Origin of the sequence: Flavobacterium sp. (assembly GCF_031411595.1) — a bacterium.
In the GTDB taxonomy this organism is placed as follows: Bacteria; Bacteroidota; Bacteroidia; order Flavobacteriales; family Flavobacteriaceae; genus Flavobacterium.
The window spans coordinates 33,100-55,575 of sequence record NZ_JANOBI010000015.1; the positions used below are offsets into that span (position 1 = coordinate 33,100).

The window sequence follows — 22,476 nt, forward strand, 5'->3', positions numbered from 1 at the left end:
TTATTTCTCATCAAAATTTAAACCCTCAGAGAGCCTCGAAATCCTCTTGCCGCATAATACGATGGCGCACCGTTATGATATACGAAGACAGTTCCATAGCGGTAATCGGCAAAGAGCGCACCTCCAAGTTTTCGAATGTCAGAAGGTGTTTGTATCCAGCTTGAAGTTTTGGCATCGAAATGTTCGAGTTGCTGCAATGCTCGGTATTGCGCTTCGGTTAGAAGTTCAATTCCCATCGCAGTTGCCATATCAATAGCGTTATTTTCGGGCTTGAATTCTTTCCTTGATTCTTGCCCTTCATAATCATAACAAATGCTTCTGCGTCCTTTTGGACTTTCAGCCGAGCAATCATAAAAAATATACTCGTCTGTTTTTTTATCATGATCCATTACATCCGGTTCTCCTCCGGTATTTTCCATTTCGTTGAGCGACCATAGTTTTTCAGTATTGACCTCTAGCTTTGCTTGGATTTTTGACCAATCATAACCTTCATGACGGTTCGGATTCTTTTCGAAACGCATTTTCAATACGCCGATTAGTGCTTGACTTTGTTCTGATGACAACGCTTTTTTATTTATCTGTGTCATAATTTTTTTATTTATTTTTCATATTGAAGACAAACCAAGTTCGACTTTTTAAATGGTTTTTTACTTTCAAAAAAAATCGATTGGTTTTGAATAACAGCTTCTACCAAATAACCATTCCCTTTAAAATACGAAGCTACAACCTCAACTTCAAAAGGCGATTCAGCAACCACTTTCAATTGATATGGATAAGCAAAAACTGTCGTTTCATCTTTCGAATCAATGCCCAACAATTGGTTTGGTATTGCATTCACATCGTCATAAAGTGAAGCTACATAACGATTATTTGGATTTTTATATAAAATTTTTGTATCCGAATTCGCTATGATTTTTCCATCTTTGATGACTAAAGTTTCATCGCTGTAGGCTAAAATATCTTTGCTGTCATGCGTCGCAACAATGCAAGTAATTTCTTTTTCCTTTAGGTATTGAAATACTTTTCTACACAAACTGTTCTTTCGAAAATTATCAATATGACTAAACGGTTCGTCGAGTAAAACAACTTCCGGTTCTAATGCTAAAACTCTTGCAATGGCTACCCTTTGCATTTGTCCACCGCTTAGAAACTGCACTTTTATATTGGCGAATTCAGTCATTTCAACCAACTCCAAAAGTGTTGCAATTCTTTGCTTTTTTTGATCGGGATAAACATTTGTAAGGAACTTTCCTATATTTTCTGCTACTGTGATGTATGGCATCAAATCGAAATCTTGCGCCAAGTATTTCATAAAATCCATACCTGGAATTAGATTGAATTTTGGTCCCAGAACTTCTTTATCATTCCAAAAAATTTGCCCTTCATTCAAATCATACAGTCCATAAATGAGTTTTAATAAAGTACTTTTCCCGCAGCCGCTTTCCCCGATAATCGCTAGGTTCTTTCCTTTTGCAACAGAAAAAGAAACCGCTTCGATAGTGGATTGATCGGAATAAGAAAATGATATATTATGTACTCGGAGCATGATTCAATTTGAAATACAAAATTGAACATTCTGCAATGAAATAAAAAATATATTGAAGAGAAACAATGGTGTTCGTTAACGTTATTAGACAATACATCATCGATTTTCTCTCGTAATCTGTTGTATTTTAGAAAATAGGGTTAATTTTGCTTACCCTTTATTTACAAATAAATCTTAAATATGAAGTTAAAAGTATACTTAGCTATAGTTTTACTCTTGATGATTCAATTTGTTGAAGCTCAAATTGGAATAGGAACTACGACCCCAAATGCGACTTTAGACATTCGTTCTAGTAATCAAGCTGCACCTGCCAATACCGACGGAATATTAGTTCCAAAAGTAGATGCTTTTCCTGTGGCAAATCCAACCGCTTCACAAAACGGAATGCTTGTATTTCTTACGACAGTTTCCGGTGCCAATCAACCTGGTTTTTATTATTGGAATAATGCCACCACGGCTTGGATCGGCATTAACTCAACCGTCAATTCTGATGCTGATTGGTTTAAAGTCGGAACTACAACCGCTCCAACGCTCATTACCGATAATATGTTTCATACGGGCAATGTTGCGATTGGGAAAAATACGGCCAATTATCCGTTAGAAATTCAATCGAGTAATCTGGAAAGAAATATCAATTCTAGTTATACCAACAATACTTCGAACGCTGTTGACAATATTGCCATTAATAATAATGTCAGTGGCTCATCGACCGACAATACTTACGGTATTCTCAATAGTTTGTCGGGTACCGGCGCAACCGGTCTTCAATTCGGTACAGGCAATGTGATTAGTAATTCCGGTAATGGTAATCAACACGCGACATACAATGAAATGACAGGTTCAGGAACGGGAAATCATTACGGCGTATATACTGATATTGGAGGCACCGGAACCGGTAAACAATACGGAAGCAGCATTAATGTTTCTAATTCAAGCAATGCCATTCATTACGGAACCAATAACAATTTATCGGGTAGCGGTAGTGGTTTTCATTATGGCGTTTATACCGATTTGTCAGGAGCGGGAACCGGAGAACAATATGGCAGTTATATTAGTGTAAGCAATACCGGAAACGCCATTCATTATGGTAATTATAACGATATATCGGGAACAGGAACCGGCAATCAATTTGGAAGCAGCGTCAATATCAATAACTCTGGAAACGGTATTCACTATGGCAATTTTACAAATTTAAGTGGTGCTGGAACGGGCATTCAATACGGGACTGCCAATACCGTGAGTAATACTGGAAGTGGTGTTCATTTTGGAAGTTTCAACATTCTTTCAGGAATCGGAACCGGCCTTCAATACGGGACATACAACACCATCACCAATTCAGCGAATGTCACGCATTACGGCACTTTCAATACTTTAGATGGTGCTGGGACCGGATTAAAATATGGCGATTACAACTACATCAATCCCGCTGCCGGTGGAACGCATTATGGCATTTATTCCGAAGTTTTAAAAGCAGGAACCAATTATGCTGCGTATTTTCTGGGAAATGTTGCTATAGGAACTACCACTTTGAACAATTATTTACTGCCACCTTCACGTGGTACGAATGGGCAATTCATGCAAACCGACGGTTCGGGAAATGTGACTTGGCAAAATCTTAATGGTACCGCATGGCAAACTGTAGGCAATAGCGGTACGACACCAATTAGTAATTTTCTTGGAACTACCGATAATCAAGATATTGTTTTCAAAAGATTTGGTATCAGGGCGGGTTACATTGGCGATCCTTCTTTTGATGGAAGTTTCAATTACAACAATGGAAACACTGCATTTGGTGCGAATTCTATGTTGAACCCAAGTATTAATTTCGCCTCACAATTTGGTGTAAGAAACTGCGCCTTCGGTGCCAACGTAATGCCCGGAATAACTACCGGTCAAAGAAATGTGGGTATGGGCGATTTTGCACTTTACTCGAATACAAGCGGTTCTGAAAATACTGCGATTGGTTCCGGAGCTTTATTCAGTAATGCCGCTTCTAATTTTAATGTAGCTATAGGACGACAAGCCATGACAACTTACAACGCACCTTTTCTAGCCAATACGGGAAATACAGCAGTTGGTTTTGCTTCGTTGAGAAGTTCTGTGACTGGAACCAATAATGTTGCTTTAGGATATGAAGCCTTGCGAAACGTGACAGGAAATGGCAATGTTGGTATTGGTTTCCAAGCGGGCCGTAATGAAGTCGGTAGCGATAAATTATACATCGAAAACTCCAATGCTGATGCCAATGGTGCTTTGATTTATGGTGATTTTAATACCAATATTCTAAGAGTTAACGGTCAAGTGCAAGTGGGAAATCCTACAGTTAGCGGTTATGCTTTTCCTACTTCAAGAGGAACCAATACACAAGTGCTACAAACTGATGGCGCGGGAAGCACGGCCTGGGTTAATTCGACTACTTTGGCGATTACTGAAACTGATCCACAAGTATCTTCAGCAACTATCAATGTAATACCAAAATGGAACGGAACTACTTTAGTTGATGGCGTTGCCGTTGATGATGGAACCAATATTGGAATCGGTATCACACCAACAGTTGGCAATAAGTTGGAAGTGAATGGAAAAGCAAAAACGACCAATTTTCAAATGACCACCGGAGCATCTAATAATGCCGTTTTGCAAAGTGATGCAACTGGAAATGCTTCATGGGTGGCGCCGGTATCGTTGTCTTTGGTTCGCACTAATTTGAATGCCGATCAATCTTTAACCACTGCAGGTTGGCAAATTGTCAATTTCAATACCGTAGTTTTCGATATCAATACAGAATTCAATACCGGAACCAATCGATTTGTTGCTTTAAAAACAGGGTATTATGAAGTTAATGCGGGCTTTCATACCAACAACCAAAACAATACGCAATTTTATTCTATTGGTATTTATAAAAATGGAGCTTTGTATCAACAAAACTCGGGTAATCATTCCAATGCAGGACCAGTTTCCAGAACTATTAATGGCTTGGTGTTTTTGAATATTGGCGATTACCTTGAAATATTTGCTGAGAATTACCAAGCAGGTGTTACTGTAGATTCTTATTCAGGAAAGACTTACTTCGAAGTCAAACAGATTCGTTAATAGTATATAAAAAAATAAGAGCGAAAAACCTTTTGGGTCAATCACTCTTACAACCAAACAAACCAAATTTTTATCCAATATACTTGACGTAATTTTGCGTATGTACTGCGGCTTTTAAATCATGCATCAAATTATACAACCCGAAAAAAGTTCTGTTGATGTATAAAAAGTGTTTTGAACCTCGATTCCCATTCATTTTTCTCAATTGTGTATCCTTTGTAAATTCTTCACCCATCGTAGCAATGGCTCCAAAAAAGGCTTCATCCGAAAAATCAAAATAATCGGTATGAAATGGTTTGGTAAACAAACTCAACAAACGGTAAAATATACCCGTGAAATATTCAATTTCTTCAGGTGAATCGTCTGTTCTTAATATTTCCAATTCGTATAATTTTTCTTCGAATAAAATCGGATTGTTGATGATTCTTGGATTAGCCAATTCGAAATAAGGCACATAAAACTCGTTCGGAACTTTTTTAATACAACCAAAATCGATGGGCATCAAATGCGCTTGATCGTCTATGAGAAAATTACCCGGATGCGGGTCGGCATGCACTTGACGCAGGTGATGCATCTGGTACATATAAAAATCCCACAAAGCTTGCCCGACTTGATTTCCTTTTACGGTATCGGTATTATGAGATGCAAATTCTGACAAATGTTCGCCTTCCATCCAATCCATTGTTAGGATTTTTTCCGATGACCATTCAGGGTAATATTTTGGAAAAAGCAAATTCGGAATATGTTTGCAGGCATTGGCCATTTCGATGCTTTGCTTAAGCTCTAAATTATAATCGGTTTCTTCCAACAATTTATTTTCTACTTCTATAAAATATTTCTCGGAATCCTTTCCTTTGAGATTAAACATTCTCGTCGCAAAAGGTTTTACCAAAGCCAAATCAGAGCTAATACTATCCGCCACACCAGGATATTGGATTTTCACAGCAAGTTTTTTCCCATCTTTGACTGCAATATGCACTTGTCCGATACTGGCAGCATTGATTGCATCTGGTGTGAACGAATCGTATAGATCTTCAGGAAATTTATTCAAATATTTTTTAAAAGTTTTGCGTACTAAAGGTGCAGAAAGTGGTGGCACCGAAAATTGCGATAATGAAAACTTATCTACATAAGCTTGTGGCATGATGCTTTTATCCATACTCAACATTTGGGCAACTTTGAGCGCGCTTCCTTTTAAATTCTGTAATCCATCATAAATGTCATCGGCATTGTTTTCATTGAGCTTTTCTTTAGATAAAGTAGGATTGACTATTTTTTCTCCATAATAAGCAATGTAATTCCCTCCGACTTTTATACCGGTTTTAATCAATTGTCCTGCGCGTTCCACTTTGTTGGTTGGTATTTTATCTAAGGTTTTCATGGGTTATTTTTAATAGCGATGAATCGGTTGCTTTCGTTTTGAAAGCTTACATTTTTCTTTCTTTCCAAAGGAATTTTCCTAAATCGATTAAATTTTCTAAGGGTTTAGTATTCAACAAATCAACTACTGTATTGACTGATTTTTCTATAAGAATATCCGTTTTCTCAAAACCTTTAGAAGTATCTTCAAGCCAATATTTTAATAGCAATAAGAACTGAATCCAAGCGCCTTCAGAAAAAACAGGTTTGGTAATTTTTTGCAACTTTACCATATCCTGCTTAGGGTTTTCATCAATAATATTATTGATGAAGTCTTTAAATTCATCACGGAAATGCTTGAGGTCTTTGAGGTTTTTCAATCCTTTGTCACTTTCCTTCAATGAAAAAAGCACATAACTTCGATTTAGCGTCAATAGTTCAAACACCGAAAAATATAACGTCAGCAATTTATTCTTATCGGTATAAGTCGGATAAGATTTATCTTTTGCGATAGTCTGTTTTACATTCTCGAAAAATTTGACCCAAATCATTTGTCTGAGACTACCAAATGATGCAAAAAAGGAATAAAAATCAGCTTCTTCAATGCTGTTCTCTTTACAAAATGTATAAATATTTTTTGGAGCTGCATGATGCTCTAACACATAGTTCATATACAATACTATAATATGATTGTCATCAACTAGCTGCTTTTTTGATGTAGATTTCTTTGTAGTTGCCATTGGTAAAAGTCTTTTAATTGTCATTCACAAAAATACAACATGTTTAATAGTTTTTCCAAAATGTTAAACAAAATGTTATGTTAAACTTTACAAGCAATACATACCAAAAAAAAAGCTGCTCGATTAAGAACAGCTTTTTATTATATAGTAGCTAAAATTATTTACCGTTTTTAGCATCTTCAACCATTTTGTCATTGGCAGTAATAGCGAATTCTACACGGCGGTTTTTGCTTCTTCCCGCATCAGTTTCGTTCGATTCGATTGGATCTGCTTCACCCAAACCGGTTGTAGTAAATCTTGCGCTTGAAACACCTTTTTTAGACAGGTATGATTTTACAGCTGCTGCTCTTTGTTGTGATAATTTCAAATTATAATCATCGGCACCTGAACTATCGGTATAACCATAAATTACGATATTCGTATCAGGATACTCTGTGAAAACTTTCACCAATTTATCCAAATTCGTTTTCGCTTGAGCTGTTAAAGTTGATTTATTAAAGTCGAAACGCACCGCATTTTCACCCAAAACCAATTTGATTCCTTCACCCACACGAACTACATCCGCTCCAGGCAAAGCATTGTCAATTTCACGGGCTTGTTTATCCATTTTATTACCAATAACACCACCGGCAACACCACCGATAACACCGCCAAGCACAGCACCTAAAGCGCCGTTTCCGCCTTTGCCAACGTTATTTCCTAAAACGCCTCCTAAAACAGCACCGCCAACGGCGCCGATAGCTACACCTCTTTGTGCATTACTCGTATTTTTTACTGATTCGCAACTGCTTAGGAATGTTACCAAGGCCAAAGCGACTATAGATATTTTTTTCATAATTATTTTATTTTACTTTTTGAAATTGGTAAACAACATCTGTTGCTTTAGTACCTACATTAATTTTATCAACCAATTGGAAGCTATCTTCTGTTTGAGAAGCTATTTTCAAAACATAACCATCTCGCACTTTTTTGGCTTTTTCTCCGGCATTTAGAACCTTTAAAACAAACTCTCCATCTTTATTGATAAACCATTTAATAGGCGATGACAATGAAGGGCAATCTGCTTTAGTAATGGTCATTTCGCCTGAATTATTAACCGATACAAACTTCCATGAACTGCCTTCAAAACATTTTGAATCTGCCAATTGAAACGAATTTACTTTAATGTAATCAGAACCAGGATAGGTTACTGAAGTAATGGTCCAATTGCCTTTTAAAGCCATTTCAGATTTTGAATCGAGTTTGGTACTGGTTGCTGAAGTCGTTTTACACGAAGCCATGACCAATGCCATCAAACTAAGTAAAATTATTTTTTTCATATACTTTAAATTAGATTACAAATATACGACCGATGCCCATAAATCAGAGCTATTTAAGAAAATATTTTGAAAAACAGTATTGCGCCAATTTGTCATTCTTGCCGAAGTTGGTATTCTATTTGAAAAGTGGGAAGCACATTTTAAATTAAAAAACAATTCAAATATGACAACAGGAAAAATTAACGTATCGGTAGAAAACATCTTTCCCTTAATTAAAAAATTCTTATACAGCGATCACGAAATTTTCTTACGGGAATTGGTTTCCAACGGGACTGATGCCACGCTAAAATTAAAACACCTAACCAGTATCGGCGAAGCCAAAGTAGAATACGGCAATCCTATCATCGAAATCAAAATCGATAAGGAAGCTAAGAAATTGCACATCATCGACCAAGGTTTGGGAATGACTGCAGAAGAAGTTGAAAAATACATCAACCAAGTCGCGTTTTCTGGTGCTGAAGAATTCCTTGATAAATATAAAGATTCGGCTAAAGATTCTGGAATCATTGGTCACTTCGGACTCGGATTCTATTCCGCTTTCATGGTAGCAGAAAAAGTAGAAATCATCACCAAATCATTCAAAGACGAACCTGCAGCGCATTGGATTTGCGATGGCAGCCCGGAATTTACACTTGAAGCAGCTGACAAAACTTCACGCGGAACGGAAATCATCCTTCATATTGCGGAAGATTCATTAGAGTTTTTAGAAGAAGGCAGAATCAAAAGCTTGTTGAATAAATACAATAAGTTTATGCCGATTCCAATTAAATTCGGAACTCGAACAGAAAAAATCGAACAGAAAAAAGGCGAAGAAGTAGCCACGGAAGACAAAGACGAAGTGTTCAAAACCGTTGAAGTCGATAACATCATCAACAACCCAAATCCGGCGTGGACCAAGCTTCCAACGGAATTGACTGATGAAGATTACAAAAATTTCTACCACGAATTGTATCCAATGCAATTTGAAGAACCGTTGTTCAACATACATTTAAATGTAGATTATCCTTTCAACCTTACCGGAATTTTATACTTCCCAAAATTGGGTGGTGATATGCAAATTCAAAAGGATAAAATTCAACTGTATCAAAATCAAGTGTATGTGACCGATAATGTGGAAGGCATTGTTCCTGAATTTTTAACGATGCTTAAAGGTGTTATAGATTCTCCGGATATTCCGTTGAATGTATCGCGTTCGTACCTTCAAGCGGATGGCGCGGTGAAAAAAATCTCAAATTACATCACCAGAAAAGTTGCAGATAAACTCAAATCATTGTTCACAGAAAACCGTGAAGATTTCGAGAAAAAATGGAACGACATCAAAATTGTACTGGAATACGGAATGTTGTCGGAAGATAAATTCTATGAAAAATCAGCGGCTTTTGTATTGTATCCAACCGTTGACGGGAAGTATTTTACTTTAGATGAACTCAAAGAAAACCTCAAAGCCAACCAAACTGATAAGAACGGAAAATTGGTGGTGTTGTATGCCGGAAATAAAGACGCACAACATGCTTACATCGAATCGGCTAAAGAAAAAGGGTATGAAGTATTGCTTTTAGATTCTCCAATCATTTCGCATTTGATTCAAAAATTAGAAGCTGATAACGAAAATCTAACCTTCGTTCGTGTTGATGGAGATCACATCGATAACTTAATCAAGAAAGAAGAAACTGCGATTTCTAAATTGTCTGAAGAAGAGCAAACCAACTTAAAATCTGTTTTAGAAAATGTGGTTCCAAAGCAAACTTATTCGGTTCAATTGGAAGCTTTAGACAGCAATGCGGCGCCATTCATCATTACACAACCTGAGTTTATGCGCCGTATGAAAGAGATGAGTCAATCTGGCGGCGGCGGTATGTTTGGTATGGGCAATATGCCGGATATGTATAATTTGGTGGTCAATACCAATTCGACATTGGCCGCTAATATTCTCAATACGACTGATAAATCAACGCAAGAAAGTTTGGTTAAACAAGCCTTAGACTTAGCAAAATTATCGCAGAACTTACTTAAAGGCGAAGAATTAACTGCTTTTGTGAAACGTAGTTTTGAGTTGATTAAATAACAAAAAAGTCAAGATTCTAGAATTAAATTAAAACCTGTGGGCGAAAGTTTACAGGTTTTTTTATTTAATGCAACTTTGCGTCTCTGCGCCTTTGCGAGAAAATAATTATGTCTCGCAAAGGCGCAGACGCAAAGCAATAAGCTATAGGAATTATCGCTTGAGTGAAAAATGAGATCTAAAAGTTTTCGATTCACCCAAAAGACTTTGGTAAGCAATCACAAACCAATAATCGGTTGCCGGCAATATTTTTCCGTTGTAGATTCCATTCCAACCTTCGCCATTGGCGGAAATTTGCTTGAGTAATTTTCCGTAGCGATCGAAAATGGTGATGCGCCCGTTTTGTGATGCTTGCAATCCATCAACATTCCATAAATCGTTATAACCATCGTCGTTGGGTGTGAAGAACTTCGGGAAATTTAATGCGGTGACGTGCAGTTCAAAAGTATTACAACCGCTTACATCTTTTACATGAATCGTATAATCGCCACCTTCAGTAATGGTAAAAATAGGACTTGGTTGAAATGGACCGTAGTTGAGTTGGTATAGAAATTCGCCCAAACCGCCGGTGGTTTCAACAATGATTTGCTGTACATCGGCAAAATCTTCATTCACATAAGCGGAAGCAAAAGCTATTGGCGAAGCTTGAACTGAAGTTTCAATAGTAATGGTGCAATGGGTAATGTTGTTCGTCGCAATGACTTCATAAATTCCGATTTGTGTAGCTTGAAGCGATGAAGCAGTATTGGCCAACGGATTGCCATCTTGTGTCCACACAAAAGTATAATCAGCACTTGATAAACCGCTATCAATAGTAGCCGGATTGACCAAAAGACCTACGGCATCAAAACAAATGTAAGCGGTCTGTGAAAATATCGGATTTGGAGCTACCGTAATATTTAAGCTAGCGGTTGTGGCACATTGTCCTGCAATCGGTGTAAAAGTATAAAGTTGCGATATGGTATTGTCGAATGGTGGCGACCAAGTTCCGGCGATGCCATTCAATGATGTTGATGGCAATGGATTGAATGTTGTTCCTACACAAACCGGAGCAATCGGATTGAATGTCGGCAATGTGGCCGGTGTAATGGTAATGGTTAAATTGGCATTCGTGGCACATTGATTTACATCAGGAATAAAATCGTATGTACGAGTTTGTGTATTGTCTATAGCGGGCGACCAAGTTCCTGTGAATCCATTCAATGACGTTGTTGGCAAAGCTGTCAAAACGGTTCCGGAGCAAACCGGACTTATCGGATTAAAACTCGGAGTTACCTTTGCAAAGACTGTAACCAGCATCTGGGAAGTAAGTGCGCATTGTCCGGTATTGGGTGTGAAGGTATAGGTTTGGGTTTGGGTAGCATTGAAAGCCGGCGACCAAGTTCCTGTAATACCATTGTTAGATGTTGTTGGGAATGACACCGAATCTCCGGAACAAATTGAGATTCCGCTACTATTATTAAAAATTGGGACAATCGTCGGATTGTTTACAGTGATGCTAAGTGTAGCATTTACGGCACATTGTCCGGCATTTGGTGTGAAATTATAGGTTGCAGTTTGCATATTGTCTAAAGCGGGCGACCAAATACCACTAATGCCATTGGTTGATGTTACTGGCAAAGGCGATAAAGTACCACCAACGCAAATCGGACTGATCAGATTAAAAGTAGGAATGATATTCGGTGATGTTACGGTCACCGTTAATGTAGTTGAAGTGGCACATTGACCGGGATTTGGATTAAAGGTATAGGTATTCCCAATTGTATTATTAATGACTGACGGCGACCAAATTCCAGTGATTCCGTTGGGCGAAGTTGTATTTAAAATCGGTGCAACACTTCCCGAACACAAGGTCAAAGGTGATGCAAAATTAGGAACAATATTCGCACTAGTCACGGTTACTGACATTACAAAATTAGTGGCGCATTGCCCAGAATTTGGTGTAAATGTATAATTATTACTTGTTGTATTATTGATCGTTGTAGGTGACCAAACGCCGACGATTCCATTAGGTGAAGTTGTATTTAAAATTGGCGCAACGCTTCCCGAACACAAGGTCAAAGGTGATGCAAAATCAGGAACAATATTCGCATTGGTTACAGTAACTGACATTACAAAATTAGTGGCGCATTGCCCTGAATTTGGTGTAAATGTATAATTATTACTTGTTGTATTGTTGATCGTTGTAGGTGACCAAACGCCGACGATTCCATTGGGTGAAGTTGTATTTAAAATTGGCGCAACGCTTCCCGAACACAAGGTCAAAGGTGATGCAAAATCAGGAACAATATTCGCATTGGTTACAGTAACTGACATTACAAAATTAGTGGCGCATTGCCCTGAATTTGGAGTAAAAGTGTAGTTATCATTTGCTGTATTGCTAATCATAGCGGGCAACCATGTTCCAGTAATTCCTTCTAACGAAGTCGTTGGCAATGTCGGCGCAATGGATCCTGAACAAAATGGTGCCACTGCCTGAAAAGTGGGGTTTACAGGTTGATTGACCGTCACTGTAATTTCCCCTGGAATATAACATCCACTAGGATCCGTAGCACGATAAGTTGTTGTTGAAGAAGGAGTTGCAATTACAGTCGCTCCCGAACTCGTATCTAAACCGACACTTGGATTCCATATATAATTTGAAGCACCATGTGCTACCAACGTCACAGATTCACCGGCACATATAGGCGCTATTTGACAATTGATATCTTGCACGCCAAATGCCAGATTGCAATAGCTTTCATTCTGCAAATAATCAAATTGTATACACGTATGCGTTCCTGGAAAAGTTACGATGGTATAGCCCTCGCTTCCAACGAATGACTGACCGTTCAAATAAGTGACATCCTGACCTGCCCAAGTAACGACGTATGGAACGGAAGTATTAATTTGAACAGGAGTTCCGGATTGTCCGATACTAGCAAAGGCGACTTGTGGATTCGTAACCGGTACATCAAAACAAAAAGTAAACAATCCCGCTAAGTCATTTCTTAATGACGTTGAACTTACAGGAACCGTATATTGAGTGGGAAAAACGCCTCCATTATACATCGAAGTCGTGGTGGACAATCCTCCTACGGAATGGGTTACATTAATATGTATGTTACTACCCACTGTTCCTTGAGCACTACCGCCACTTACGGTATCCCACGTCGCCCAACTTAAAGCAGCGGAGTTACACAGCGGATTATTATTTGTAATACTGATAATTGAAGCTGTATTTACAAAAACCGTCATCGAGGCTAGTGTAGCACACTGCCCGGACGTAGGTGTAAAATTATAAGTTCCGGTTTGCGTATTGCTTAAGGCCGACGACCATGTTCCTGTGATTCCTTCCAATGATGTTGTAGGCAAGGCTGATACAGGAGCGCCATAGCAAATTGGACCCACTTGGGTAAAGGTTGGCGTTACGCTTAGACTCGAACTTACCGTCACCGATACTGTATCTGTAATTGAATTACCACAAGAATTGGTCGCGATAATTGTCAACACTATAGTCCCCGAAGCAGAAAAAGGTACTGTATAATTAGAATTCAATGCCACATCATTAGAAAAAGCACCACTTGGAGCCGACCAAGAAACCGAAGCTTGACCTTGAGCAGTTGCAGCTAACGTAATCGTTGCTCCTGCACATACAGTAAAGGGATTTCCCGCATCGACAGTAAAAACATCAATCGGTGCCACACAACCATTATTCGTATATGTAGCAATTCCGGCTGCTGTGAAATTTACCGTGGCTCCATTGCTTGCTCCTGGAAGTCCATTCGCATCAACCAACAAAGAACGGTCGTAGCTTACAGAATCAGTACAAGTAGCGAGCGAAATTGTCAATGTTCTGATCCCGCTCGTAGCATTGTAATTCCCAAAATGACCACCAGTAACCGTAGTATTATCCTGAAATAAAATATAAACATCTTGGGTCAAAGCACCAAACACATTCGCGGTAAGACTGAAATTTTGACTAGTAATCAAAATGACTTTGGAATTGGGCAGAATGATGTTATTTAATGGTTCTATCAAACGCCCACATCCTCCAAGTGCTGCAATTTGTGCATTGAGCGTGGCCACTTTCGATGCTGTAAAGCCATTTTGAATCAAACCTTGCCACGACTGACTTGGCCAGTTGACATTCATAAGCGTCGTATTCGTTACAAGCGAGCCGGTTCGAAATACTGCCATTTCGTTGAATCCTTCATCACCGGAATCATCGCAAGCATCCACTAAAATAGTTTCAATTTCCAAGCATTGCGAGAAAACATTCATACAAGGAAATGCTAGAAGTAGGAGCAAAAAAAAAGCTTTAAAGCTGAAGCGACAATTCATTTGGAATTAAAATTTAACTGCGCAATTTACCACTAATTTAGAATCTACAACCATACTCAACTTTATTTAACGATTATGGTTTCCTTTATAAAATGTAAAAAAAAGATTTCAATTGGCTTGTGAAAAACCTAAATTTACGTCGCATAAATCAATAACATCATGACATTAACAATAGAAACACCGGCCTTATTATTCTCAGCGACTTCATTGATTCTTCTAGCATACACCAACCGATTCTTGACCATTGCTGCTATTGTCAGGAATTTGAAAAAGAATTACGACGAAAAAGAAAGTTCGACTACACTACTTGAAATCAAAAACCTCAACTTGCGACTCACGCTGATTCGATACATGCAAATGTTCGGTGTGTTGTGTTTGTTTCTTTCCGTCTTTGCGATGTTATTGCTTTTTTTAGAATTGCAATTATTGGGCATTTATCTGTTTGGACTTAGCTTGCTGAGTTTACTGATTTCATTGGGAATTTCGTTTTGGGAAATCAGCATTTCGGTGACCGCGCTGCGCCTACATTTAAAAGATTTGATCAAAAATTAAAATGAATTCACTTTTCCCAACTGAACCGATTGCACTGAACTTACCCGATGCTAACATCGTTTATTATCCTGCTTTTTTTAATCGCGAAATTGCAGATCAACTCTACAATGATTTGCTTCATGGTATTCCGTGGCAACAAGATGCTATTAAAGTTTTCGGCAAAGAACACCAACAACCGCGACTCACCGCTCTGTTTGGCAATGACGGGAAGCCCTACTCCTACTCGAATATTACGATGCAACCCCATGCGTGGAATTTGTTATTGCAAAAAATAAAATATCAAGTCGAAACTGTGGCGGAAACACAATTTACTTCAGTATTACTGAATTATTATCGTGATGAAAAAGACAGTAACGGTTGGCATGCAGACAATGAAAAAGAACTCGGTAAAAACCCGGTTATTGCTTCGTTGAGTTTTGGTGCTGAAAGGGTTTTTCAGTTGAAACATAACGTTGATACGCAACAAAAACAAAGCATTCTTTTAGAACACGGTAGTTTATTATTGATGAAAGGCACAACGCAACATTGTTGGAAACATCAAATTCCAAAAACGAATAAACCGATTGGCGGACGCATTAATTTAACGTTTCGAGTGATTCAATAATTTGTTAATTTTATAAAAATTATTTCCATGAATGAAATCATAGCTTACTTTTCAACGATTCCTTCTTCGCACAGAAGTTTGATTCTCGTGAGTGGCATCACTATTTTTTGGTTGATTGAAAATGCATTTCCATTGTTTCAATTCTCCTATAAAAAATGGAATCACGCCGGAATCAATTTGTTTTTTACACTAACCACGATTGTAATCAATTTTGTTTTGGCGTTTATATTGCTCAAAACCGCCAATTGGGCCACTCAAAATCACTTTGGCATTTTGCAATGGTTACCCGAAATGAATATTGGGTTGTATGCCATTGTAGGTTTGTTATTATTGGATTTAATCGGCGCGTATTTAGTGCATTGGATTGAACATAAAGTACCCGTTTTGTGGCGATTTCACCTCATACATCACACCGACACATGGATCGATACGACTTCCGCGAATCGACATCATCCCGGCGAAAGCATCATCCGATTTGCATTTACGACTTTAGGCGTGTTGGTTGTTGGAAGCCCGATGTGGCTTGTTTTTTTATACCAAACGCTGTCGATTGTCTTCACGCAATTCAACCATGCCAACATGAGTTTACCAAAAAAACTCGATACTTTATTGAGTTATATTGTCGTTTCGCCAGACATGCATAAAGTGCATCATCATTATGTTTTGCCTTATACTGACAGCAATTACGGTAATATTTTTTCGGTTTGGGATCGGCTGTTTGGGACGTTCATGACGCTTTCAAAAAAAGACATTGTGTATGGCATTGATACGCATCCAAAACCTGAAGAACACAACAGCATTAGCAATTTGCTTCGGGTTCCGTTTCAACCCAAAAGAAAACCTTAATAAAAAAATATTTTTTGAATATCGAAAGTAATTGGTTTTTTTATTAATATTGAATTAGAAAACGTAACATATAAAAACCACAGTTGAATTAATTTTCAAATAATGAAAAAGAATAAACGCATTGAATTGACTTGGGAACAAAACGAAAGATTGATTACCTTGGCATTAGAAGAACGAAATCCGTACGAAATCATCAAGAAAGAATTAGGCATTGATGAAAAAGATGTGCTGGAAATCATGAAGAAAAAACTAACGGCAGACAAATTCGAAATTTGGAAAAAGAAAGCCAATGCCGCCAAACCCAAACCAAAACAAATTAAAATCGATGATTTTGACGACGATTTAGACGGCAAATATTATATCAAAAATAAATTTGATTAAACATTTAACTCTTGTCCTGCAAGAGTTTTTTTGTTTTATACGATAAGTAAACAACTCGTATAAACTTCTTTTCATTAAGCTTTTCCAAAGTGCAATTTTTGTATTTATATAAACAATAATTAATTTTATATAAACAATGTTTATTTATATATTAATATTGTTTAATTTTGTATGATATAAATTTAAAAATCATGCAGCCAAAACTTCCTATTCAATGTCCAAGTTGCGAAAGTTCGTTATCTGTTTCTCAACTTACTTGTAATCATTGCACCACAATAGTTTCAGGAAATTACGCATTACCATTGCTGTTGCAAATTACAGAAGAAGAGCAAAACTTCATCTTACAGTTTTTTTTGGCGAGCGGCAGCTTAAAAGAAATGGCCACACAAATGGGCAACAGTTACCCAACGGTGCGCAACAAATTGGACGATATTATTCAAAAAGTGAACGCGCTCAAACCAAAATCATAAGATATGAAAAACGTACTTTTTAATCCGTTTGAAAAACATTCAGACAAAAAACTTTTATGCATTGGTTTGTTTTCAATACTTGTCGGTGCCGCATTAGGCTATGCTTTTGATGCAAGGTATGACGGTGTTTTCGATTTGCATTTTATCGAAAAAGTAACGCTTTTGAATTCTTTAACAGATATTCTTATCACAATTACAACGACTTGCCTAATGCTTTTTTTGGTCGGAAAATATACCAATCCTAAAACCCGATTGATTGATATTTTTAATACTTGTAGCATCGCAAAAATTCCTTTTTATCTTTTAACGGTATTCAATTCCAACCATTGGATTTACAATGCTTCAACAAAATTACTCTCAAGCATACATGAAAACCTGATGGAAGTACCCAATTTTTCAGCATTAATCCCTGTATTGCTTTTTAGTTTGGTCACAATTGCAGGATTGGTATTGACCATCATGTTATTATTCAATGGCTATAAAGTAGCAACCAATGCCAAAGGAACCAAAAGCATTGTGTTGTTTGTCGCAGCACTTTTATTGGCTGAAATTTTTTCAAAAATCATTATCTCAATTTTAAATTAATACTCAAAAATCATGGTAACAATCGAATTAAAAGAAAATCAATACATATTCAACATCATTGGACTTCATCAATTTTGGGCTTTGAAAAGCAAAATCAATGTGCCTAAAGGCGATATCGTAAAAGTGTATCAAGACAAAAACGAATTGCATAAATTTCTTGGTTTACGTGTCGGAACTTATATCCCGTTTATAATCACTGCTGGCACCTATTATTTAAGACGCAAAACCAATTTTTGGGATGTGAGTCGAGAGAAAAACACCATTATTGTGGAGCTTCAAAACCACCGATACAACAAACTCTATATTGAAGTCAAAGATCCTGAAGCCGCTATTACACTATTAAACTCAAAATAACATGAAAACCATTTTACTACTATTTCTAACTTTTTCCATGATGGGCTTTGCTCAAGATAAGCCTTTTAAAAAAGAGGAAATCAAAGTCAATTCATTAATCAACGGAACTTTGTATAGCCCGGAACGGCTAACAAAATCAACCGATTTGGTCATCATTATCGCCGGATCTGGTGCACCGGATCGTGATGGAAATCAAAAGGGGATGAATAATAATTCTTTGCGTTATCTCGCAGAAAAACTGTCTCAAAATGATATCGCGGCTTTCAGCTTCGACAAGCGAACTATTGCATTAATCGCTTCTGGAAATATATCTGAAAAAGACCTTTCGTTTGAAGATTTTATAACTGATGTGAAAGATATTATTACTTTCTTCAAATCGAAAAAACAATACCGACACATTATTATAGTTGGGCATAGCGAAGGTTCCCTAATAGGAATGATTGCAGCCAACGGCAATGCTGATGGTTGTATTTCTATTGCTGGTGCGGGAAGATCAATCGACTTAGTCATTGCAGAACAAATAGGAAAACAAGCACCCAATTTAAAAGAAGAAGTAGAGCAAGATTTGGCGGTACTCAAAAGCGGACAAACCTTCGAACTCAAAAACCAATCATTGGGTGTCTTATTCCGCGAAAGTGTGCAGCCTTATATGATTTCATGGATTAAATACAATCCTATAATTGAAATTCAAAAACTGAAAATTCCAGTATTACTAATCAACGGAACGAAAGACATACAAGTACCTGTTTCAGACGCTGAACTATTAAAAAAAGCCAAACCTGAAGCCCAATTGGCAATCATTACTAATATGAACCACCTTTTCAAAGAAATAAAAACGGATGATCTTTCAGAAAATCAAGCATCCTATAACAATCCAGATTTACCGGTGATGCCTGAATTGGTTACTGCTGTTAATCAATTTATAAAATCGCTTTAAAGCGAAACTATTTTATACATTTGGCGACACATCTCAAAATTTGAAATTTTACTTATGAAAAAAATACTTTTTGTAATGGCTTTGTCGTCATGCTTATGTCATTTTACCGCTTCGGCACAATCGAAATCTAAAGAGCAAGTTCAAGTGACTATCAATTTGAACGCTATTGAAAAAGATAAAGTTCCTGTAACGGTGTTGACTCCAAAAATCAAAACTTCAGAAATCGTTTATCATTTCCCTAAAATTGTTCCCGGAACGTATTCTGAAGATGATTACGGAAGATTTATTGATGATTTTAAAGCATACGATAAGAAGGGCGTTTACATGACTGTTTCGAAAGTAGATGTCAATTCTTGGAAGATTAGTAATGCAACGCAATTGGCTTCGATTTCTTATTTGGTCAATGATACGTATGACATCGAATCGACACATGACATTTTCTCACCAGTCGGAAGTAATATCGATGCAGGAAAAAATGTGATGCTTAACACACATTGTTTTGTAGGATTCTTCGATGATTTTAAAGATGTCAATTATAAAGTAACGGTACAACATCCGGAAACGCTTTGGGGCGCAACATCGATGACTGATATTGATGCCAGCAATACGAGTGATGTTTTTGAGACGAGTCGATACGCCACATTGGTAGAAAATCCAATCATGTATAGCAAACCGGATTATACGACTTTCAAGATCAACGATATGGATATTTTGATTGCTGTTTATTCTCCGAATGGTACGCATAATGCTGAAGAAATTGCACCGGCGATGAAAACAATGATGACGGCACAAAAGAACTTTTTAGGAAAATTCAACAGCACCAAAAAATACAGCGTTTTAATTTATTTGTCGGATATGCAAGTCGAAAATGATGCACACGGCTTTGGTGCGTTAGAACATCCGACAGCTACAACAGTCGTAATGCCTGAAATGATGGGCGTTGATGAATTGGGTGAACAGTTGAAAGATGTGGTATCGCATGAGTTTTTCCATATCGTGACACCGTTGACAATTCATTCGGATGAAATTCAAAATTTTAATTACACAGCGCCAAAAATGTCCCAACATTTGTGGATGTATGAAGGTGTGACAGAATATTTTGCCAATCTTTTTCAAGTGAATCAAGGATTGATTACTGAAGATGACTTTTGTATGCGAATTGCAGGTAAAATAACCAATGCTTCAGGAATGGACGACACGATGCCATTTACAACTATGAGTGCTAATGTATTGACAAAACCTTATAAAGATCAGTATTTGAATGTGTATGAGAAAGGCGCGCTCATTGGCATGTGCATCGATATTATCATCCGTGAAAAAAGTAATGGTGCGCGAGGCATTTTAGATTTAATGCAAAAATTATCGAACGAATATGGCGTCAACAAAGCGTTTAAAGATGACGAGTTGTTTGCTAAAATTACAGCATTAACGTATCCTGAAGTGGGTGACTTTTTAAAGACTTATGTTTCGGGTAACACGCCAATTCCTTATGATACTTTTTTGGCTAAAATGGGTGTAACCAAAAAAGGTGTAAAAAGCCCTGGAAATCCTTTTATAAAAGGGCAAATACCTTATATCACTGTAGACCAAACCACGAAAGAAATTATTGTACGTCCTGAAACCGAACTTAATGTTTTCTTTACTGAATTGGGTATTAAAGGTGGCGATATTTTGAAAGAAGTCAATATGAAACCCTACAACTTAGACAACATCTACGAATTGATTCAAGCGAGTCAAACTTGGCAAAATGACAGCCCAATCTCTGTGAAAATAAGTCGTGGCGGTCAAGAGCAAGTCATTACCGGAAAAATTAAAATCCCATCTGAAGACAAAGTTGGCTTTGAAGCAACCGATGCAAGTAAAGAAAAGCTTAGAACTGCTTGGTTGAAAGGGTAACAAATTGCTACCATAAATTACGCCTCAAGTTTGAAAAAAGTTTGAGGCTTTTTTTTCATTACAAGAGGAAAATACTTTATGTAAAAATATTTTTTTAACATTTTTATAACTATGTTTGTTTAACTCAATAAACTAAAAACAAACACATTATGAAAAAAAATCTCTTTTCCTTATCGTATTTAATTATTATTTCAGCCTTTTTTGCAAGTTGTAGTAGTAGTGATTCTGAAACCCCGGCTGAAGAGGGTTTTTATAAAATCATCAATAATGGCGGTGGCGGCGTTAACAGTATAACGGATACTGCAGACACTCAAAGCTTGGGAATCGCTCAAGCAATTCCTTCGGTTTCAAATGAAATTTATCCTGCTAATATGCCCATTCTTTTCTTTTTTAATGATAAGATTTTATTGAGTTCTATAACACAAGATTCGTTTGTTGTGAAAGAAAATAACACTAAAGTTAGTGGCACTATTTCTATTAATGAAGCTGCCAATGGATTTGCAATTTTTACGTTCACGCCTAAAAACAAATTCGCTGCAGATGCCGATATCGAAATAACATTAACTACCGAATTGAAAGATGATAGTGGTACCGGTCTTGACAGTGATCAGGTTATATCCTATCGAACAGCTTCAACTACAGATAATAGCTTTGATGGAAATGGTGGTTTTGAAACTGGTATTGCTGGAGTAAATTTTATTGGTGATGGAAACGTACTTTCAGGAGCTCATGGTTGTATAAATCCTTTTGAAGGCAATAATTTTGCATCTATAACTTCAGGTAATCAATTGATTTCAAGCGGTACTGCAATTGGAGAAGCATCTAGCATTATGATTATCGGCCCTATCAACGCTAATATTACTTCTATTAATTTTAATTATAATTTTCTTTCAGCTGAATTCCAAGAATTCGTTGGAAGTGAATACGACGATTCCTTTATGGCTATTGTTTATGGAGCCAATGGCGCCCATTCAGAATTTGTAACTAGTGTTAACACAATTGGAAAAGCAGGTAATACTTCTTGCGATGGCTTTATTGGAATGCCGGATACTGGAGATGGTTATGCTGGTTCAACCGGATGGCTTAGCAAATCGATCAACTTTAGCAGCGTCGGAGATGAAGTATATATCGCGTTTATTGTAACCGATGTTTCAGATCAAGTATATTCTTCCGTGGTTTCTGTTGATGACATCACCTATAATTAATTAAAAAATACAATCCTAAAAAAACCATTCATAATCTGAATGGTTTTTTTTTGAACTATCCTGAAAGTTGAAAGTTTAACCGTTCATTTTAATCCATAAAAAAACCATCACAAAAAGTGATGGTTTTCTGGAGCCGGCGGAGGGACTCGAACCCACGACCTGCTGATTACAAATCAGCTGCTCTAGCCAACTGAGCTACGCTGGCGG

19 protein-coding genes and 1 tRNA gene are annotated in these 22,476 nt (G+C 37.3%); 12 read left to right on the top strand and 8 right to left on the bottom strand.

Annotated elements, in window-relative coordinates; genetic code table 11:
- Nucleotides 1–17: 17 nt before the first annotated feature.
- Nucleotides 18–587 carry a DUF4256 domain-containing protein gene (locus RMO03_RS02725; RefSeq protein ID WP_309640549.1) on the bottom strand — a complete coding sequence of 190 codons (570 nt, stop codon included), beginning with the start codon at nucleotides 585–587 and terminating at the stop codon, nucleotides 18–20.
- Nucleotides 588–598: 11 nt separating this feature from the next.
- On the bottom strand, nucleotides 599–1,546 hold the full coding sequence (locus RMO03_RS02730) for an ABC transporter ATP-binding protein (protein ID WP_309640550.1): 948 nt from the start codon (nucleotides 1,544–1,546) through the stop codon (nucleotides 599–601).
- Between the two features lie 180 nt (nucleotides 1,547–1,726).
- Between RMO03_RS02730 and RMO03_RS02735 the strand changes: the two genes are divergently transcribed.
- Nucleotides 1,727–4,636 (top strand): hypothetical protein, encoded by a 2,910-nt coding sequence (locus RMO03_RS02735; RefSeq protein WP_309640551.1) that lies wholly within the window; start codon nucleotides 1,727–1,729, stop codon nucleotides 4,634–4,636.
- A 70-nt stretch (nucleotides 4,637–4,706) separates the two neighbouring features.
- On the opposite strand, the gene RMO03_RS02740 is transcribed toward RMO03_RS02735, so the two are convergent.
- From RMO03_RS02740 to RMO03_RS02755, 4 genes are all read right to left on the bottom strand, one after another.
- Nucleotides 4,707–6,017 carry an AarF/UbiB family protein gene (locus RMO03_RS02740; RefSeq protein ID WP_309640552.1) on the bottom strand — a complete coding sequence of 437 codons (1,311 nt, stop codon included), beginning with the start codon at nucleotides 6,015–6,017 and terminating at the stop codon, nucleotides 4,707–4,709.
- A gap of 46 nt (nucleotides 6,018–6,063) precedes the next feature.
- Nucleotides 6,064–6,735: a TetR family transcriptional regulator C-terminal domain-containing protein gene (locus RMO03_RS02745; RefSeq protein WP_309640553.1), complete on the bottom strand. Its 672-nt coding sequence runs from the start codon at nucleotides 6,733–6,735 to the stop codon at nucleotides 6,064–6,066.
- 157 nt (nucleotides 6,736–6,892) lie between these two features.
- Nucleotides 6,893–7,570: an OmpA family protein gene (locus RMO03_RS02750; RefSeq protein WP_309640554.1), complete on the bottom strand. Its 678-nt coding sequence runs from the start codon at nucleotides 7,568–7,570 to the stop codon at nucleotides 6,893–6,895.
- Nucleotides 7,571–7,577: 7 nt separating this feature from the next.
- Nucleotides 7,578–8,054, bottom strand: a complete 477-nt coding sequence (locus RMO03_RS02755) for a lipocalin family protein (protein ID WP_309640555.1) — start codon at nucleotides 8,052–8,054, stop codon at nucleotides 7,578–7,580.
- A gap of 163 nt (nucleotides 8,055–8,217) precedes the next feature.
- Here RMO03_RS02755 and htpG point away from each other — a divergent pair, with 163 nt between their 5' ends.
- The gene (gene htpG, locus RMO03_RS02760) at nucleotides 8,218–10,119 is read left to right on the top strand and encodes a molecular chaperone HtpG (protein WP_309640556.1); all 1,902 of its coding nucleotides are present in this window, start codon (nucleotides 8,218–8,220) and stop codon (nucleotides 10,117–10,119) included.
- A gap of 150 nt (nucleotides 10,120–10,269) precedes the next feature.
- Here the strand turns inward: htpG and RMO03_RS02765 are convergent, their stop codons facing one another.
- The gene (locus tag RMO03_RS02765) at nucleotides 10,270–14,406 is read right to left on the bottom strand and encodes a T9SS type B sorting domain-containing protein (RefSeq protein ID WP_309640557.1); all 4,137 of its coding nucleotides are present in this window, start codon (nucleotides 14,404–14,406) and stop codon (nucleotides 10,270–10,272) included.
- A gap of 192 nt (nucleotides 14,407–14,598) precedes the next feature.
- Between RMO03_RS02765 and RMO03_RS02770 the strand changes: the two genes are divergently transcribed.
- The 10 genes from RMO03_RS02770 (at nucleotide 14,599) to RMO03_RS02815 (ending at nucleotide 22,269) form a co-directional block, all read left to right on the top strand.
- Nucleotides 14,599–14,991, top strand: a complete 393-nt coding sequence (locus RMO03_RS02770; protein WP_309640558.1) for a DUF2721 domain-containing protein — start codon at nucleotides 14,599–14,601, stop codon at nucleotides 14,989–14,991.
- 1 nt (nucleotide 14,992) lies between these two features.
- Nucleotides 14,993–15,595 (top strand): alpha-ketoglutarate-dependent dioxygenase AlkB, encoded by a 603-nt coding sequence (locus RMO03_RS02775; protein ID WP_309640559.1) that lies wholly within the window; start codon nucleotides 14,993–14,995, stop codon nucleotides 15,593–15,595.
- A 27-nt stretch (nucleotides 15,596–15,622) separates the two neighbouring features.
- Nucleotides 15,623–16,441, top strand: coding sequence for a sterol desaturase family protein (locus tag RMO03_RS02780; RefSeq protein ID WP_309640560.1), 819 nt, complete (start codon nucleotides 15,623–15,625; stop codon nucleotides 16,439–16,441).
- Between the two features lie 102 nt (nucleotides 16,442–16,543).
- Complete coding sequence (locus tag RMO03_RS02785; protein ID WP_309640561.1) at nucleotides 16,544–16,822, top strand: DUF2805 domain-containing protein; 279 nt, start codon at nucleotides 16,544–16,546, stop codon at nucleotides 16,820–16,822.
- Between the two features lie 191 nt (nucleotides 16,823–17,013).
- Entirely contained in the window at nucleotides 17,014–17,292 is a 279-nt protein-coding gene (locus RMO03_RS02790) for a DUF2089 family protein (RefSeq protein ID WP_309640562.1), read from the top strand.
- Nucleotides 17,293–17,295: 3 nt separating this feature from the next.
- Nucleotides 17,296–17,877 (top strand): hypothetical protein, encoded by a 582-nt coding sequence (locus RMO03_RS02795; protein WP_309640563.1) that lies wholly within the window; start codon nucleotides 17,296–17,298, stop codon nucleotides 17,875–17,877.
- Between the two features lie 12 nt (nucleotides 17,878–17,889).
- Complete coding sequence (locus tag RMO03_RS02800) at nucleotides 17,890–18,231, top strand: hypothetical protein (protein WP_309640564.1); 342 nt, start codon at nucleotides 17,890–17,892, stop codon at nucleotides 18,229–18,231.
- 1 nt (nucleotide 18,232) lies between these two features.
- Complete coding sequence (locus RMO03_RS02805) at nucleotides 18,233–19,168, top strand: serine aminopeptidase domain-containing protein (protein ID WP_309640565.1); 936 nt, start codon at nucleotides 18,233–18,235, stop codon at nucleotides 19,166–19,168.
- A gap of 54 nt (nucleotides 19,169–19,222) precedes the next feature.
- Nucleotides 19,223–21,064, top strand: coding sequence for a peptidase M61 (locus tag RMO03_RS02810; RefSeq protein ID WP_309640566.1), 1,842 nt, complete (start codon nucleotides 19,223–19,225; stop codon nucleotides 21,062–21,064).
- A 149-nt stretch (nucleotides 21,065–21,213) separates the two neighbouring features.
- Nucleotides 21,214–22,269 (top strand): Ig-like domain-containing protein, encoded by a 1,056-nt coding sequence (locus RMO03_RS02815; protein WP_309640567.1) that lies wholly within the window; start codon nucleotides 21,214–21,216, stop codon nucleotides 22,267–22,269.
- A 128-nt stretch (nucleotides 22,270–22,397) separates the two neighbouring features.
- On the opposite strand, the gene RMO03_RS02820 is transcribed toward RMO03_RS02815, so the two are convergent.
- Nucleotides 22,398–22,474: transfer RNA gene (locus tag RMO03_RS02820), tRNA-Thr, on the bottom strand.
- Between the last annotated feature and the right edge of the window lie 2 nt (nucleotides 22,475–22,476).

Bases quoted from the DNA above. Each gene is read 5' to 3' on its own strand.
- RMO03_RS02805 (WP_309640565.1), top strand. From the start codon at position 18,233: ATGAAAACCATTTTACTACTATTTCTAACTTTTTCCATGATGGGCTTT.
- RMO03_RS02730 (WP_309640550.1), bottom strand. From the start codon at position 1,546: ATGCTCCGAGTACATAATATATCATTTTCTTATTCCGATCAATCCACT.
- RMO03_RS02795 (WP_309640563.1), top strand. From the start codon at position 17,296: ATGAAAAACGTACTTTTTAATCCGTTTGAAAAACATTCAGACAAAAAA.
- RMO03_RS02745 (WP_309640553.1), bottom strand. From the start codon at position 6,735: ATGGCAACTACAAAGAAATCTACATCAAAAAAGCAGCTAGTTGATGAC.
- RMO03_RS02790 (WP_309640562.1), top strand. From the start codon at position 17,014: ATGCAGCCAAAACTTCCTATTCAATGTCCAAGTTGCGAAAGTTCGTTA.
- RMO03_RS02750 (WP_309640554.1), bottom strand. From the start codon at position 7,570: ATGAAAAAAATATCTATAGTCGCTTTGGCCTTGGTAACATTCCTAAGC.
- RMO03_RS02735 (WP_309640551.1), top strand. From the start codon at position 1,727: ATGAAGTTAAAAGTATACTTAGCTATAGTTTTACTCTTGATGATTCAA.
- RMO03_RS02725 (WP_309640549.1), bottom strand. From the start codon at position 587: ATGACACAGATAAATAAAAAAGCGTTGTCATCAGAACAAAGTCAAGCA.
- RMO03_RS02775 (WP_309640559.1), top strand. From the start codon at position 14,993: ATGAATTCACTTTTCCCAACTGAACCGATTGCACTGAACTTACCCGAT.
- RMO03_RS02770 (WP_309640558.1), top strand. From the start codon at position 14,599: ATGACATTAACAATAGAAACACCGGCCTTATTATTCTCAGCGACTTCA.
- RMO03_RS02785 (WP_309640561.1), top strand. From the start codon at position 16,544: ATGAAAAAGAATAAACGCATTGAATTGACTTGGGAACAAAACGAAAGA.
- RMO03_RS02740 (WP_309640552.1), bottom strand. From the start codon at position 6,017: ATGAAAACCTTAGATAAAATACCAACCAACAAAGTGGAACGCGCAGGA.
- RMO03_RS02810 (WP_309640566.1), top strand. From the start codon at position 19,223: ATGAAAAAAATACTTTTTGTAATGGCTTTGTCGTCATGCTTATGTCAT.
- htpG (WP_309640556.1), top strand. From the start codon at position 8,218: ATGACAACAGGAAAAATTAACGTATCGGTAGAAAACATCTTTCCCTTA.
- RMO03_RS02800 (WP_309640564.1), top strand. From the start codon at position 17,890: ATGGTAACAATCGAATTAAAAGAAAATCAATACATATTCAACATCATT.
- RMO03_RS02780 (WP_309640560.1), top strand. From the start codon at position 15,623: ATGAATGAAATCATAGCTTACTTTTCAACGATTCCTTCTTCGCACAGA.
- RMO03_RS02755 (WP_309640555.1), bottom strand. From the start codon at position 8,054: ATGAAAAAAATAATTTTACTTAGTTTGATGGCATTGGTCATGGCTTCG.
- RMO03_RS02815 (WP_309640567.1), top strand. From the start codon at position 21,214: ATGAAAAAAAATCTCTTTTCCTTATCGTATTTAATTATTATTTCAGCC.